Source organism: Allobosea thiooxidans, from assembly GCF_900168195.1.
GTDB classification, from domain to species: Bacteria; Pseudomonadota; Alphaproteobacteria; order Rhizobiales; family Beijerinckiaceae; genus Allobosea; species Allobosea thiooxidans.
This window is the reverse complement of record NZ_FUYX01000015.1, coordinates 17,767-32,949: the sequence shown is the minus strand read 5'-3', so window position 1 is coordinate 32,949 and position 15,183 is coordinate 17,767. Positions and strand designations below refer to the sequence as shown.

Annotated in this window: 12 protein-coding genes; 8 read left to right on the top strand and 4 right to left on the bottom strand. The window is 65.3% G+C overall.

Annotated features, from left to right (window positions below):
- Nucleotides 1-28 precede the first annotated feature (28 nt).
- From B5Y19_RS21525 to B5Y19_RS21490, 8 genes are all read left to right on the top strand, one after another.
- Nucleotides 29-1,582, top strand: coding sequence for an ABC transporter substrate-binding protein (locus B5Y19_RS21525; protein ID WP_055728573.1), 1,554 nt, complete (start codon nt 29-31; stop codon nt 1,580-1,582).
- A 241-nt stretch (nt 1,583-1,823) separates the two neighbouring features.
- The gene (locus B5Y19_RS21520) at nt 1,824-2,723 is read left to right on the top strand and encodes a LysR substrate-binding domain-containing protein (RefSeq protein ID WP_055728574.1); all 900 of its coding nucleotides are present in this window, start codon (nt 1,824-1,826) and stop codon (nt 2,721-2,723) included.
- A 107-nt stretch (nt 2,724-2,830) separates the two neighbouring features.
- Nucleotides 2,831-3,802, top strand: a complete 972-nt coding sequence (locus B5Y19_RS21515) for an ABC transporter permease (RefSeq protein WP_055728575.1) — start codon at nt 2,831-2,833, stop codon at nt 3,800-3,802.
- Nucleotides 3,802-4,722: an ABC transporter permease gene (locus B5Y19_RS21510; protein WP_055728576.1), complete on the top strand. Its 921-nt coding sequence runs from the start codon at nt 3,802-3,804 to the stop codon at nt 4,720-4,722. Before B5Y19_RS21515 ends, B5Y19_RS21510 begins: the two co-directional genes overlap by 1 nt.
- 3 nt (nt 4,723-4,725) lie before the next feature.
- Nucleotides 4,726-5,697, top strand: coding sequence for an ABC transporter ATP-binding protein (locus B5Y19_RS21505; protein ID WP_055728577.1), 972 nt, complete (start codon nt 4,726-4,728; stop codon nt 5,695-5,697).
- Nucleotides 5,694-6,722, top strand: a complete 1,029-nt coding sequence (locus B5Y19_RS21500; RefSeq protein WP_079592073.1) for an ABC transporter ATP-binding protein — start codon at nt 5,694-5,696, stop codon at nt 6,720-6,722. The genes B5Y19_RS21505 and B5Y19_RS21500 overlap by 4 nt, the downstream gene beginning before the upstream one ends.
- 14 nt (nt 6,723-6,736) lie before the next feature.
- Nucleotides 6,737-8,344: an ABC transporter substrate-binding protein gene (locus tag B5Y19_RS21495; RefSeq protein WP_055728579.1), complete on the top strand. Its 1,608-nt coding sequence runs from the start codon at nt 6,737-6,739 to the stop codon at nt 8,342-8,344.
- 11 nt (nt 8,345-8,355) lie between these two features.
- Nucleotides 8,356-10,272 carry a CocE/NonD family hydrolase gene (locus B5Y19_RS21490; protein ID WP_055728600.1) on the top strand — a complete coding sequence of 639 codons (1,917 nt, stop codon included), beginning with the start codon at nt 8,356-8,358 and terminating at the stop codon, nt 10,270-10,272.
- Nucleotides 10,273-10,644: 372 nt separating this feature from the next.
- Here the strand turns inward: B5Y19_RS21490 and B5Y19_RS21485 are convergent, their stop codons facing one another.
- The 4 genes from B5Y19_RS21485 to B5Y19_RS21470 all read right to left on the bottom strand — a co-directional run bounded on the left by B5Y19_RS21485 (nt 10,645) and on the right by B5Y19_RS21470 (nt 15,158).
- Entirely contained in the window at nt 10,645-12,243 is a 1,599-nt protein-coding gene (locus B5Y19_RS21485) for an ABC transporter substrate-binding protein (protein WP_079592072.1), read from the bottom strand.
- Nucleotides 12,244-12,453: 210 nt separating this feature from the next.
- The gene (locus B5Y19_RS21480) at nt 12,454-13,173 is read right to left on the bottom strand and encodes a FadR/GntR family transcriptional regulator (protein WP_055728581.1); all 720 of its coding nucleotides are present in this window, start codon (nt 13,171-13,173) and stop codon (nt 12,454-12,456) included.
- Nucleotides 13,174-13,284: 111 nt separating this feature from the next.
- Nucleotides 13,285-14,148 carry an ABC transporter permease gene (locus tag B5Y19_RS21475; protein ID WP_055728582.1) on the bottom strand — a complete coding sequence of 288 codons (864 nt, stop codon included), beginning with the start codon at nt 14,146-14,148 and terminating at the stop codon, nt 13,285-13,287.
- Nucleotides 14,145-15,158 (bottom strand): ABC transporter permease, encoded by a 1,014-nt coding sequence (locus tag B5Y19_RS21470; RefSeq protein ID WP_055728583.1) that lies wholly within the window; start codon nt 15,156-15,158, stop codon nt 14,145-14,147. Before B5Y19_RS21470 ends, B5Y19_RS21475 begins: the two co-directional genes overlap by 4 nt.
- Nucleotides 15,159-15,183 lie beyond the last annotated feature (25 nt).

The window sequence follows — 15,183 nt, the reverse complement described above, 5'->3', positions numbered from 1 at the left end:
GGCCCGCTTCGTTGGGAGGAGCAGTACCATGAAGCTTGGATGGCTCGCGGCCGTCGCCGCATTCGCTTGCCTTGCGCCAGCCGCTGCGCAGGAACCGAAAGCCGGGGGCGAACTGCGGATCGCCATATCGGGCGACATCACCAGCAGCGAACCCGGCGTGCGCCGCAGCGGCGATGCCGACACGATCCTGCATCACGTCGTCGAGGCGCTCGTCGCCTATCGCGAGGACCTCAGCATCGCGCCGATGCTGGCGGAATCCTACAGCACCTCACCGGACGGGCGCAGCTACATCTTCAAGCTGCGGGACGGCATCACCTTCCACAATGGCGCCCCGATGACCTCGGCCGACGTCAAATGGAGCTGGGACCGCATGCTCGACCCGGCGACGCGCTGGCAATGCCGCGGCTGGTACGACGGCACGCAGGACATGAAGATCGAGGCGATCGAGACGCCCGATCCGAAGACCGTGGTCTTCCGTCTCGCGGCGCCCTCGGCTCTGTTCCTGCATTACGTCGCCAACATCCAGTGCATGACTGGGGTCTTGCATCGGGATTCCGTCAATGCCAGCGGCGAATGGATAAAGCCGATCGGGACGGGCCCGTTCGCCTTCACCGAATGGCGCAAGAACAGCTTCATCCTGCTCGGCAAGTTCTCCGGATACAAGCCGCGCAGCGAGCCGATGAGCGGCTATGCGGGCGCCCGGAACGCCTATGTCGATCAGGTCCGCTGGATGGTGGTGCCGGACGATGCGACGCGGCGCACTGGCCTGCGCGCCGGGCAGATCGACTGGATCGTCACGGATGTCGGCGACATCGTCGAGTTGCGCGGGGCGAAAGGCGTCAAGGTCGCGACGACGCAGGGGCTCAGCTGGAACGTCCTGCTGATCCAGACCCGCGATCCGCTTCTCTCCGATCCACGGATCCGCAAGGCCATCGCCCATGCGATCGACCTCAAGACCCTGGTCGCGAACCGGACGGACGGCCTCGGCCAGCCCAACCCCTCGGCCATCCCGAGCACCAGCGGATCCCATACGCCGGCCCATGATCAGGGTTACGCCTATGATCCGGCGCTCGCCCGCAAGCTGCTGAAGGAGGCCGGCTATGACGGGCGCCCGGTCAAGCTGCAGACCTCGCAGAAGCTCGTCCATCTCTACGACAGCGCCATCATCCTGCAGGCAATGCTCAAGCAGGTCGGCTTCAACGCCGAGCTCGAGATGCTGGAATGGGCGACCCAGCTCGACCGCTACAGCAAGGGCAACTTCCAGCTCCAGTCCTTCCGGTTCACCGCCCGGTTCGAGCCCTCGCTGAACTACAAGACCTTCGTCGGCTCCAAGGATGTCGATGCCGACAGCCAGTGGGAGGACAAGCGGGCGATCGAGCTGCTGCTGGCCTCGGCCACCGAGCTCGATCCCGCCCGGCGCCAGGCGATCTTCGACGAAATGCACCAGCGCATGATCGAGCAGGTGCCGATCATCAGCCTCTACAACACCCCGCTCGTGGAAGCCTCGACCGACCGCATTGCCGGCACGGAGATCACCAGCTTCGGCAAGACGCGCGCCTGGGGCGTGTGGATCAACCGCTAGCGAGGCTGGAACCGATCAAGTCGGCGAAGGCATAGATGTCGGGCTTCTTGCTCGGCCAGCCTCAAGATTTTTGGCCCTGCACCAATTCAGGGGGCAGGATCAACCGATCGAGCGGATCGCATCGGCGCTGCCTTTGACACGGTCCATGGTTGTCTGGTTTCTGAGGGCCCCGACACAGCGCTCCGATGACGACGATCTTGCATGACCTCATGCTGCAACCTCACCGCGTGAATCTCGGCCGATGAAGATCCGGCAGATCGAGATCTTCCGTTCCGTGATGGCGGGCGGATCGACCATCGCCGCCGCCAACGCGCTCGGTCTCTCGCAATCGGCGGTCAGCCGTCAGCTCACACAGCTCGAGGAGGAGCTCGGCTTCGAGCTCTTCGAACGCAGCAAAGGGCGCCTGCTGCCGCGGCCGGAGGCTTTCGCCCTGATGGACGAGGTCGGCGAGCTGACCTCACTCGTCGCCCGGCTGAAGCGCTACACCGAGGATCTACGCGCGGGAACCATCGGCCAGCGCTTCCTCAAGGTGGCGGTGCCGCATTCCTTCATCGCGACGCTGATGCCGGAGGTGATCGAGACCTATCTGGCGCAGCGCCATGACGCCTCCGTCGAGCTGATCGGGGGGCATTACGATGCGATCGAGCAGATGGTCCTGGCGCGGGTCGCCGATATCGGCTTCGTCAGCCTGCCGCCGCGCAACAAGGGTTTCGATGCCCGCGAGATCGTGCACTCCGAGTCGGTCTGCATCATGCCGGCCGGCCATCCGCTGGCGGAGAGGCCGAACCTCACCCCCCGCGACCTGTCGGGACATCATCTGATCATGCTGGGCCGCCAGCGGCCGGCGCGCCTCGCCTTCGAGCGGCAATTGCGGCGGGCGGGCGTGTTCCCGATCGTGCGCATCGAGGTTCATTCTGTCGAGGCCACCTGCGGACTCGTCGCCCGCGGGCTCGGCGTCGCCGTGGTGCCCGAGCTGATCGCCGGCCTCTACCGGCACCTGCCAATCGCGCAGCGCCCGTTCAGCCCCTGTATCCATGGCGCCTATGGCATCGTGACGCTGAAGGGCGCGCCGATGTCGCGCTCGGCGGAAGCCTTCATCGACATCCTGAAGGCGCGGCTCGAGGCGCAGGCCAGCACATAGCCCGATGCGCTTTGCGCATAAGGTTGCGGAGGCTTGCGCCGCCGCCCATGGTCGGCGCGACAGGTGAACGGCGATCACGCCGCCCTGCCGTGCGCCGGGAGCCTTCGATGACCGTCTTCGTCATTCGACGATTGATGCAGAGCCTGCTGGTGCTGGCGGCGACCGCCGTCATCGTCTTCGTCGGGGTCTATGCCATCGGCGATCCCGCGGAGATGCTGATCGCGCCCGACGCCACCCCGGCCGAACGGGCTCAGGTCGAAGCCTCGCTCGGCCTCGACAAACCGCTGCCGGTCCAGTTCCTCGCCTTCCTCGGCAATGCGCTGCACGGCGATCTCGGCCGCTCCTTCGTCTTCAACCAGCCCTCGATCTCGCTGATCTTCGAGCGCCTGCCGGCGACGCTGGAGCTTGCACTGGTCGCGATCCTGATTTCGCTGGTCATCGGCATCCCGCTCGGGCTGATCGCCGGCCTGAAACCGCGCTCCGTCACCGACGAGACGATCATGACCGGCTCCATCCTCGGCTTCAGCCTGCCGAATTTCTGGCAGGGCATGATGCTGGTGATGATCTTCTCGGTCTGGCTGGGCTGGCTGCCCTCCAGCGGGCGCGGGCCGACCGGGCAGATCTTCGGCATCGAGACCAGCTTCGCCTCCTGGGAGGGCATCCGCCACCTGATCCTGCCGGCGACCAACCTCGCCTTGTTCAAGCTCTCGCTGGTGATCCGGCTGACGCGGACCGGCGTGCGCGAGACCATGCCGCTCGATTTCGTCAAGTTCGCCCGCGCCAAGGGGCTGACCGAGCGCCGGGTCGTACTCGTGCATGTGCTGAAGACGATCATGATCCCGTTGGTCACCGTGATCGGCATGGAGATCGGTTCGCTGATCGCCTTCGGCGTCGTCACCGAGACGATCTTCGCCTGGCCCGGCATAGGCAAGCTGCTGATCGACTCGATCATGCGGCTCGACCGGCCGGTGGTGGTCGCCTACCTCCTCGTCGTCGTCAGCCTGTTCATCGTGCTGAACTTCGCGGTCGACGTGCTCTACTCGATCCTCGATCCGCGCATCCGGCTGGGGCGCAACTGATGGCTCTCGCGAAACCCGCCCTGTTCGCCGCGCTCCGCTCCGATTCCGACAGCCTGCTGGCGCGTTCGCTTGCCGGCGTCCTGAAGAGCCCGAAGGCGACGATCGCCGCCTTCGTCTGCATCCTGCTGATCCTGACCGCATTGTTCGGCCCGGCGCTGGCGCCGCAGGACCCTTACGACCTCTCGACGCTCGACATCATGGACTCGAAGCTGCCGCCGGGCTCAGAGAGCATGAGCGGCACGGTCTACTGGTTCGGCACCGACGTGCAGGGCCGCGACATGCTCTCTGCCATGATCTACGGCCTCAGGACCTCGCTCTTCGTCGGCGTCCTCGCCGGTCTCGTCGCGCTCGTCGTCGGTACGGTGCTAGGCCTTTCGGCTGCCTATTTCGGCGGCCGCGTCGACAGCGTGATCATGCGGCTGGTCGACCTGATGCTGGGCTTCCCGACCCTGCTCGTCGCGCTGATGCTGCTCGCCATCCTCGGACAGGGCGTCGGCAAGGTGATCTTCGCGCTGGTGCTGGTGCAATGGGCGATGTTCGCTCGTGCCGTTCGTGCCGCGGCCCTGGTCGAAAAGGGCAAGGACTATATCGAAGCGGCCAGGATGCTCGGCCTGTCGCGGCCGCGCATGCTCTTCGGCCATCTTCTGCCGAACTGCCTCTCGCCGCTCATCGTCATCGGCACGCTCCAGGTCGCGAACGCGATCTCGGCCGAGGCGACGCTCTCCTTCCTCGGCATCGGCCTGCCGATCACCCAGCCGTCGCTCGGCCTGCTGATCGCCAACGGCTATCAGGTCCTGCTCTCCGGCCAGTACTGGATCAGCGTCTATCCCGGCCTGCTGCTGCTCACCCTCGTCTTCAGCATCAACATCGTCGGCGATCGGTTGCGCGAGGTGCTGAATCCCCGTCTTGCGGAGCGCTGAGCCATGGCCCCGGTGCTCGTCGTCGAGAATCTCGAAACCCAGTTCGCCAGTTCGGCCGGCCTGGTCCGCGCCGTGGACGGCGTCTCCTTCACCGTCGACCGTGGCGAAATCCTCGGCCTCGTCGGCGAATCCGGCTCGGGCAAGTCGATCACCGGCTTCTCGATCCTGGGGCTGATCGAGCCGCCCGGACGGGTCGCGGGCGGGCGCATCCTGTTCCAGGGCGAGGACCTCGTCGGGCTCCCGACCGAGCGGCTCAGGCGCCTGCGCGGCAAGAAGATCGCGATGATCTTCCAGGACCCGATGATGACGCTCAACCCGGTGCTCTCGATCGAGACGCAGATGGTCGAGGCCGTGCTCGCCCATGACGCGGTCTCGCGGGAGGAGGCGCGGGTGCGCTCGCGCGATGCGCTCGGCCTCGTCGGCATTCCCTCGCCGGAGGAGCGTCTCAAGGCCTATCCGCACCAGTTCTCCGGTGGCATGCGCCAGCGCGTCGCCATCGCGATCGCGCTGCTGCACAAGCCCGACCTGATCATCGCCGACGAGCCGACGACCGCGCTCGACGTCACTATCCAGGGCCAGATCCTGTTCGAGGTGCGCCGGCTGGCGAGCGAGTTCGGCATGGCGCTGATCTGGATCAGCCATGATCTCGGCGTCGTCGCCAGCCTCGCCGACCGGATCGCGGTGATGTATGCCGGCCGCATTGTCGAGACCGGCGACACCGACGCGGTGCTCGACCGGCCGGCTCATCCCTATACGCGCGGCCTGATGGAGGCGCTGCCGGCCAATGCGGCGCGCGGCGAGCGGCTGCATCCGATTCCCGGCCTCTCGCCTTCGCCACTGGCACGCCCCGCCGGATGCGCCTTCCGGACGCGCTGCTTCGCCGCGAGCGAAATCTGCCAGCAGGAACCTGTCCTCCAGGGCGATAGTCACAGCTTCCGCTGCCACCACCCGCTCTTGCCCGGAGTCGCCGCATGACCGTAGCGCTCATCGAAGGACGGGGCCTCGTCCGGCGCTTTTCGCGCGGTCTCGACGCGGCGGAGAAACTCGCCCGTGTCCTCGGCGCTAACATTTCCGAAGAAACCGTCCATGCTGTCGAGGGCGTCGACATCGCCATCCGGCAAGGCGAGGTGCTCGGCCTCGTCGGCGAATCCGGTTGCGGCAAATCCACGCTCGGCCGCCTGCTGGCCGGGCTGCTGCCACTGACCGAGGGCACCCTGCTCTGGCAGGGCAAGGACGTCGCGTCGCTCTCGCGCAGCGAGGCGCTGGAGATGCGCCTTGCCGTGCAGGTGATTTTCCAGGACCCGATGTCCTCGCTCAATCCGCGCAAGCGCGTCGTCGATCTCGTCGGCGAGGCGCCGCGGGTGCATGGCCTCGTCCGGGCCGGTGAGGTCGACGACTATGTGGCGGAATTGCTCGAGAAGGTCGGGCTCGACCCGTCCTATCGCAAGCGCTACCCGCACCAGTTCTCCGGCGGCCAGCGCCAGCGCATCGGCATCGCCCGGGCGCTCGCGGTCAAGCCACGGATGATCGTCTGCGACGAGTCGGTCTCGGCTCTCGACGTCTCGATCCAGGCCCAGGTCATCAACCTGTTCATGGATCTGCGCGAGGAACTCGGCCTGACCTATCTCTTCATCAGCCACGATCTCAGCGTGGTGAAGCATATCAGCGACCGGGTCGCGATCATGTATCTCGGCCGCGTGGTCGAGACCGCGCCGGCCGATGCGTTCTTCGCCGCGCCGAACCACCCCTATACAGCGGCGCTGCTGCGAGAATTGCCCTCGGTGAAGGAGCGCCGGCGCGCCTTCACCCCGATCCGCGGCGAAATTCCCTCGCCGCTCAATCCGCCCTCCGGCTGCGCCTTCCATCCGCGCTGCCCGCGCATCTTCACGCCCTGCGCCCAGGCGCGGCCCGCTCTCGAACCGATCGCCGACGGGCATCTCAGTGCCTGCCATCTCAATGCCGCCGCTTCCGCGCCAGTCTCGGCCGGCGGCAGCGCCTGAAGAGGAGACATCGCATGACCTCCAAGCTTCGCACGACCGCCAAGCCCCGCCTCACCGCGCTCCTGCCCTTGCTCGCCAGCGTCGTATGGCTCGGCGGCGCGGGGCTCGCCAACGCCGCCGACCTCGTCATCGGCACAGCGAGCGAGCCCTCGGCGATGGACCCGCTGTTCTCCCGCACCGGGCCGAACCAGAACATCGCCATGCAGATCTTCGACCGGCTGGTCGAGACCGATGCGCATTTGCGCATGCAGCCGAGCCTGGCCGAGAGCTGGAGCGCTGTCGACCCGACGACATGGCGGATCAACCTGCGCAAGGATGCCCGCTTCCAGAGCGGCAAGCCGGTCACCGCCGACGATGTCGCCTTCTCGCTGGAGCGCGCCCGCAACGTGCCCAACAGCCCGGCGCCGTTCTCCAACAACGTATCGGGCATGGTCTCGGCCAAGGCGATCGACGCGACGACGCTGGAGGTGAAGACCGAGGTGCCGACACCGGACCTGATGGAGCGGGTCGGCTTCGTTTACATCCTCGAGCGCGCCTCCGCCGAGGGCAAGAGCCTGCAGGACTACAACAAGGGCGACGGGCTCGTCGGCTCCGGCCCCTACAAGTTCAAGGAATGGGTGCCGGGCGACCGCGTCATCCTGACCCGCAACGAGAGCTATTGGGGACCGAAGCCCGCTTTCGAGACCGTGACGATCCGTTTCATCGCCAATGATGCGGCCCGCGTCGCGGCGCTGCGCTCGGGCGCGGTCGACCTGATCGACGGCGTGCCGCCGGCCGACCTGCCGGTGCTGGAGAAGACGGCGGGGCTCAAGGTGCATGCGATCCCCTCGGCCCGCCTGATCTATCTCGCCCTCGACACCGCGCGTGAGGAGAGCCCCTTCGTCACCGACAAGGATGGCAAGCCGCTGAAGCCCAATCCGCTGCGGGACCTGCGCGTGCGTCAGGCGCTGGCCAAGCTGATCAACGTGCCGGCGATCGTCGAGCGGCTGCTCAACGGGGCGGGCGTGCCGGCCGGCCAGCTCGTGCCCGATGGCGTCGCGGGCTTCGACCCGGCGCTCAAGCCGGTCGCCAATGACCTCGCGGGCGCCAGGGCCCTGCTGCAGCAGGCCGGGCTCAAGGACGGCTTCGGCATCACCATCCATTCCTCGAACGACCGCTTCGCCGGCGACAAGGACATCGCGCAGGCGATCGGCCAGATGTTCTCGCGCGGCGGCATCAAGGTGAACGGCGTGATGACGCAGCCCTATAACGTCTATGCCAGCGCCACGAGCCGGCAAAGCTTCTCCGCCTTCATCTTCTCGCTGGGGACGACGACGCCGACCGCGGGGCCGGGCATGCGCAACCTGTTCATGACCGCGGATTCGAAGGCCGGTACCGGCGGCTTCAACCGGGCGCGCTATTCCAATCCCGCCTTCGACAAGGCGCTGGCCGAGGCGCTGATGCAGTTCGACGACAGCAAGCGGATCGCCGGCATCCAGGCCGCGTCGAAAATGGTCTTCGCCGACCTGCCAGTGATCCCGCTCTACTGGCAGAAGATCGCCTGGGCCTCGAAGGCCAACATCACCTACGAGGCCAACATGGCCGAGGACACCACTGCGGCGCGGGCGGGGCTGGCCAAGTGAACGCGCAATCGATGAAGGCCGCCGGTCCGGCCATCGCTCCCGAGAGCGGCGATGACGTCGTCACGCTGAAAGACGTCATGGTGACGATGCGGGACGGCGTCCGGCTCGCCACCGATATCTATCTGCCGGCGCAGAATGGGCAGGCGCTTCCCGGCCCCTTCCCCGTCGTGATGGAGCGCACGCCTTACGGCAAGGCCGAGCGCTCACGTTCCGAGATCGGCCGCGGCGAGGCCAAGCCGATGGCCCGCGCCGATGTCGCGGCGCATTTCGTCCGGGCCGGCTATGCGGTGGTCTACCAGGATTGCCGCGGCCGCTACGGCTCGGAGGGCGAGTTCGTCAAATACGTTTCCGACGCCGAGGACGGCTACGACACCTGCGCCTGGATTGTCGCGCAGCCCTGGTGCAATGGCCGGATCGGCACGATGGGCCTGTCCTATGCCGCCCATACCCAGGCGGCGCTGGCCTCGCTGTCGCCCCCCGGCCTCGCCTGCATGATCCTCGATTCCGGCGGCTTCTCGAACGCCTTCCAGTGCGGCATCCGCCAGGGCGGCGCCTTCGAGCTCAAGCAGGCGACCTGGGCCTATAACCGGGCGCAGGAAAGCCCGGACGCGCTCGCCGACCCGGTGGTGGCCGCCGGCCTCGCGGCGGAGGACCTGCATGCCTGGTTCCGCGTGATGCCGTGGAGCGAGGGGCGCTCGCCGGTGCGCTGGGTGCCGGAATACGAGACCTATCTGCTCGATCAGTGGCGCGCCGGCACCTTCGGCCCGGAATGGAAAAGGCCGGGGCTGTGGCTGGAGGGTTTCTACGACGCCGTGCCCGACATCCCGATCCTGCTGATGTCGAGCTGGTACGACGTCTATGTGAAGACGACCTTCGACAATTTCGCGGGCCTCGGTGCCTCGGGCCGCCGGCATCTCAACCTCATCATGGGGGCCGGCCTGCACGGCAACCGCCAGTCGACCTTCGCCGGCGACGTCTCCTTCGGCGAGGCCGCGCCCTTCGACGGCAATGTCGGCAGGAACTGGCTCGACTTCCGCAAGCGCTGGTTCGATCGCTGGCTTCGGGACGAGCCCAACGGGCTGGAGGCCGACCCGAAACTGCGCCTGTTCCTGATGGGCGGCGGTTCCGGCGAGAAGGATGCCGATGGGCGCCTCGTCCAGGGCGGGCGCTGGATCGAGACCTCGCACTGGCCGCTGCCGGATACCGACCAGCAGGCCTGGTATATTCATGGCAACGGCCGGCTCTCGCGCGATGCGCCGGCTCCCGGCGCTGCGCCGCTGACCTACGATTTCGACCCGGCCGATCCCGTGCCGACCATCGGCGGCGCGCTGACCAGCGGCCAGCCGATCTTCGAGGGCGGCGGCTTCGACCAGCGCGAGGGGCCTCGCTTCTTCGGTTCGCGCGATGCCGGCATGCCCCTGATCGCGCGGCGCGACGTGCTCGCCTTCGAAAGCCAGCCGCTGGAAGAGGACATGGCGGTGATCGGGCCGATCACGGTCGAGCTCTGGGTCGCCTCGGATGCGCCCGACACGGATTTCACCGCCAAGCTGGTCGACATGCATCCGCCCTCAGCGGATTATCCGACCGGCTTCGCGCTCAACCTGACGGACGGCATCTTCCGCTGCCGCTATCGCCATTCCTGGGAAAGACCGGAGCCGATCGAACCTGGGGCTCCCTTCCGGATCACCATCGAGCCTTTCGCCACGGCCTCTCTCTTCAAGGCCGGGCATCGGATCAGGCTCGACATCTCTTCCTCGAATTTCCCGAAATTCGACGTCAATCCCAATACTTTCGACCCGGAAGGACGCGGACGCAGGCGGCAAATTGCCCGCAACACGGTCTTTTGCGACGGGGAGCGCCCGTCCCGCATCATTATTCCCTTTGTACCTTTGTCCTCGCTGTCGGATCTGTCGCGCTTCACGCATTGACCCGCTTCACTCCGCCAGGGAAGGACAGTGCATTCCGGTGGGGCTTCGCGATCCTTACGACGCGGCGCGATCTCCTCCAGCTTGACGACCTGAACAGGCCGGAGCGCTGCGGTGAGCGCCCCGGCCGCTTGTTCACCGCCCCCGGCCGCACTCCGGAGTTGCGCTTCGATCTTCGACAGGTCGAACGACCCCGGGCTCTGGCTCGGCGTGAAGTCGCTCCCGGGTAGAGCAGTTTGCCGCTGCCCGCACAATCCAGATGTCACCGATCTTATCATCATGCCCTACACGATGAATTGGCTGAACATCCACTGCGCCCCGAATTATAGAATGACAACCAAGTGAACACCGAACCTAAAACAGCCTTAACAATGACTAAGAAGGCCGAATTTTCTTCATTTCGACATACCACCCCGCTCCAGTTGCATTAAAATCCTTTATTTTATTACTAACCGCAATGCGATAAATCGGCTGCATCAGGGTAATATAATTGGCATTTTCGATCAGGTTCTTTTGATACTCGATATAGAGCTTGGTTTGCTCGGAGGAGCTCCTTGCCGTGCTGGCACGCGCGACAAGATCGTGCATGGCTTGAGGCACGTCCCAATGCACCCGCTTTGCGACCCGTTGCACGCTTGCCGTGCTCCACAAGGACGGCTCGGGCGACGGCGTATTCCAGAAGGTAATGACCGATTGCGTCTTGCCGCCATTATAGAGCGTGCGCAGGTTCACCGGATCAAGCGGCTTGAGGGACATCTTGATCCCGACGCGCGCCAGGTCAGACTGAATCTTCTGCGCGATGATCTGGTAATTCGTTCCCAGAATGGCCGCATTGGCGATCGACATTTCAAACTCGAAGCCGCCCGGCAGGCCGGCAGCCGCCAGAAGCGCCTTCGCCTTGTCGAGGTCTTGCCGATAGCCATCCTGCTGGGTCAGCTCGGCAGTCGAACCTCCGACACCGATCGGCAGGAACGAGGCCGGGCGAACCGCAGAGCCGCCGATGAGACCATTGATGATCCCGTCATAGTCGATCGCATAGGCAACGGCCCGGCGGGCCTCAGGCGACGCAAGAGCCTTGTTAAGCTCCGCGCTGCTCGTCAACGTCATGTAGATGTGGTCCAGGCTGGCAGTTTCCTCCACCCGCAAGTCGGACGATCCCGTCAAGGATGCGCGCTGCTCCGCGTTCAAATTGAAGGCTGCATCGATATCGCCTCGACGCAGAGCCAGAAGCTGGGCCGCGCCATCGGCGATGTGGCGGATGACGACCCGCTCGAAGGGAGCCTTGCCGCCCCACCAATGCGGGTTACGGGCAAGCGTCACCGCCGAATTTCGCTCCCACGAAACCATGCGATAGGCAGCCGTGCCCGCCGAATTCTGATTGAGCCACGCCGTGGCCTTGTCGGACTTGTCCGCGCCCGGCCCGGACACAGCTCCCTGAGCGGTCGAGAGTTTCTTGGAATAGATGGCGAAGGCGGGCGCGACGAGGTTCATGAGCAGCGGCACGTCCGGATCGTTCATGACGATATCGACCGTGTGGCTATCCACGATATCGACCGATTTGACGTTCGATGCGTAGGCGCTCGGCTGGTCCTTGAGATTGACCATCCGGTCGAGCGAGAATTTGACATCCTCGGCGGTGAAATCCCCGCCATCCCAGAATTTCACGCCTTTGCGCAGATGGAAACGCCAGGCCTTTCCGTCCTGGGTCAATCCCCACTCGGTGGCCAGCATCGGTTGGATGGTCGCGTAGTCACCCGGATGCAGGGTGACGAGGGTATCGTAGACGTTGCCGTTGGTCAGCGGGGGCGTCAGATCGGACATCCGCGCGGGGTCGTAGTTGCGCCCGTCGCTGATATCCATGCCGAGCACGAGAACACTGGCCCGGCCTTGCGCACGGGCTCGCAGCGGAGCCGCCGCGACCGCGCTCGCGAAACCTGCCAGCAGCAATCGCCGCGAAATCAGAATCTCTTGCATATCCACGTTCACCTCCCAGAAAACGAGCAGACCAGCCAGATGTCGTAGAACATTTCATATTGATCATATATTTTGTCAACTAGAAGTTACGTAACGCGAGTATTCATACGACTACTTCCTGATAAACACCCCCGACTGCCGCGAACTCTCGTTCGCGGCTTGAAACCGGGCTCGATGCCCCCTGATCGGCTCTCAGGGGCGCCGAATAGGCTATCGGCGCCGAATGATCTCGCGATAGCGCTGCATGCTTCCGTTCAGATGCGCGCTCATCGCCGAGCGCGCGCCCTCGACATTGCCTTCGCAGATCGCCGTGATGATGTTCGAGTGCTCGCGGTTGATTTGCTCGAGATAGACCTTGTCGGATTTCTCGCCGGATGACGTCGACAGAGATCCCCGCGGAATGAGCTCGCGTCCCATTGCCTTGAGTATTTCGACGAACCTCGAATTGTTCGTCGCCTCGGCAATTGCGACATGAAGCGCGAAATCGGCTTCGACGGCCGCCTCTCCGCGCTCGATGCACTTCTCGAGAGCCGCGAGCGCCGTCAGCATCGCTTCTTCCTGGGCAGGCGAGCGCCGTTGGGCAGCCAGGCCCGCGGCCTCGATCTCCACGGGAGCGCGAAGCTCCATCAGCTCGAGAACGGAGGGAATGCGTTCATAGTCGATATTCGCGAACGGACGATGATGCTCGGGTGGCGGATCGAGCACGAAGACGCCAGATCCGCGCCGGGGATCGACCAGACCAGCCGCCTTGAGCATCACGATCGCCTCGCGGATGACCGTGCGGCTCACTCCATGCTGGATCGTCATCTGCGCCTCGGTCGGCAGGCGGTCGCCGGGCTTGAACGAACCGTCCTGGATGCTGGCCCGAATCGCATCGCGCACCTGTACGACAAGAGTTTGGGCGGTCTTGCCCGGCGTTGTTGTTGTCATTGCTTCGTACCACTTCGCACAACGTGATCTCTTGAGCCGCCGCGCCAGCCGGGAGGGCGAGGCGCTCCTCGCCCCGGCAAGCCCCTCGAAGCCGGCCGGCAGGCCGGTATCTCACTGGCGTGCCGACGTCGAATCCAGCCAGTCGCGCACCCCGTCGCCGAGAAAGTTGAAGCCCACGACGACGCTGAAGATCGCGAGCCCCGGGAAGGCCGCAACCCACCACTGCTCGATCAGCTCTCTCCCCTCGGAGACCATCTGCCCCCATTCCGGAGTTGGCGGAACGACACCGAGCCCAAGGAAGTTGAGGCCGGCAAAGGTCAGGATCGCGGCACCGACGTCCAGCGTCAGAAGAACCACCAAGGGGCCGAGCGTGTTTGGCGCGATATGCCGGAACAGGATGCGGGCGGGTCCGCAGCCCATCGCGCGCGCAGCTTGCACATAGTCCTGGCTTCGTTGCGTGAGCACGAGGCTGCGAGCCAGGCGCGCGAATTTCGGCCACCACACGACCAGCATCGCCAGGATCGTGTTGAACACCCCGACCCCCAAGGCCGCGGCGATCGCCATGGCCAGGATGATGGGCGGAAAGCACATCACCAGGTCGGTGGCGCGCATGATCCAGGCTTCGATCCGGCCGCCAGCATATGCAGCAACCGCTCCCATGAGCGCACCAAAAGTGCCGCCGATCAGGACGACCGAAAGGCCCGCGAGCAACGAGACCCTGGAACCGATCAGCAGGCGGGAAAACACATCCCGCCCAAGGATATCGGTCCCGAGCCAGTGTTCGCCGGATGGGGCCAGCAGGCGCTTCGTGACGTCGACATGATCGAATGGGTAGGGCGTCAGGTAATCTCCGAAGGTCGCAACCAGAACCCACGAAGCGACGATGGCCGCGCCGATCACGGCAAGCCCGTATCTCTTCAGCCAACCACGCGGAAGGAAGCTGCGCGCCCGGCCCTGTTCTGCAATGGCGCTCATTCGGTCACCACGCGCGGATCGATGACGGTGTAGGACAGGTCGACGACCAGATTGATGAAGAGGTAGATGACCGCCACGATCAGGGTGATCCCCATCAGCGCCGGAAAATCGAGCGCAACGGCGCTACGGAACGTGTACAGACCAAGCCCCGGCCAGCTGAACACGGTCTCGGTCATGACCGCGCCGGTCAGCAGGATCGCATAGGCAATGCCGGCCAAGGTGACGATCGGGATCAAGGCATTCGGAAGGGCATGCCGAAGAACGATCGTTGCCTTGCTCAGGCCCTTTGCACGCGCGGACCGGATATAGTCCTGCGTGAGCGTTTCCAGCATCGCGGCACGGACGGTTCGCATCAGCATGCCCACGACCGAGGCTGCCAGGACGATGCTCGGCAAGACGAGGTGGGCCGCCGCATTCGTGAAGGTTTCCCACTGGCCGGAGAGCAAGCTGTCGACGAGGTAGAGGCCCGTCACGCGTTGCGGCGGAAACACGGCGATATCGAGCCGGCCCGGCCCCGGCGCGATCTGCAGCCCCCCGTAGAAGAGCGCGAGGACGATGAAGGCGAGCCAGAATGTCGGGGCGGACACGCCGAGCATGGCGATGACGCGCGCGACATGATCGATCCAGCTGTCTCTCTTCACGGCGGCGGCAATGCCCAGCGGAATAGCGACGGCCAGGGCCAGTGCGAACGAAACGGTGGCAAGCTCGAAAGTCGCGGGAGCGTACTGGACGATATCCTCGACCACCGGCCTGTGGGTGGCCAGGGAGATGCCGAGGTCGCCCTGCACAAGCCCCTGAAGGAACACGAAGTACTGATACCAGATCGGCTGATCGAGGCCCCATTTCTCCCGATAGGCAGCGACCATGTTGGGGTCCGACGCCTGAAGGTCCCCCAGTTGCGCGAGAACCGGATCGGCCGGGACCTGCGTGGCGATGAGGAACACGACGAGCGTCGCAAGCAGCGCCATGATCAAGGCCGACAGGATGCGCATGACGATGTATCGGGTCATCGCGCCATTCCGTTATCTGGCCATT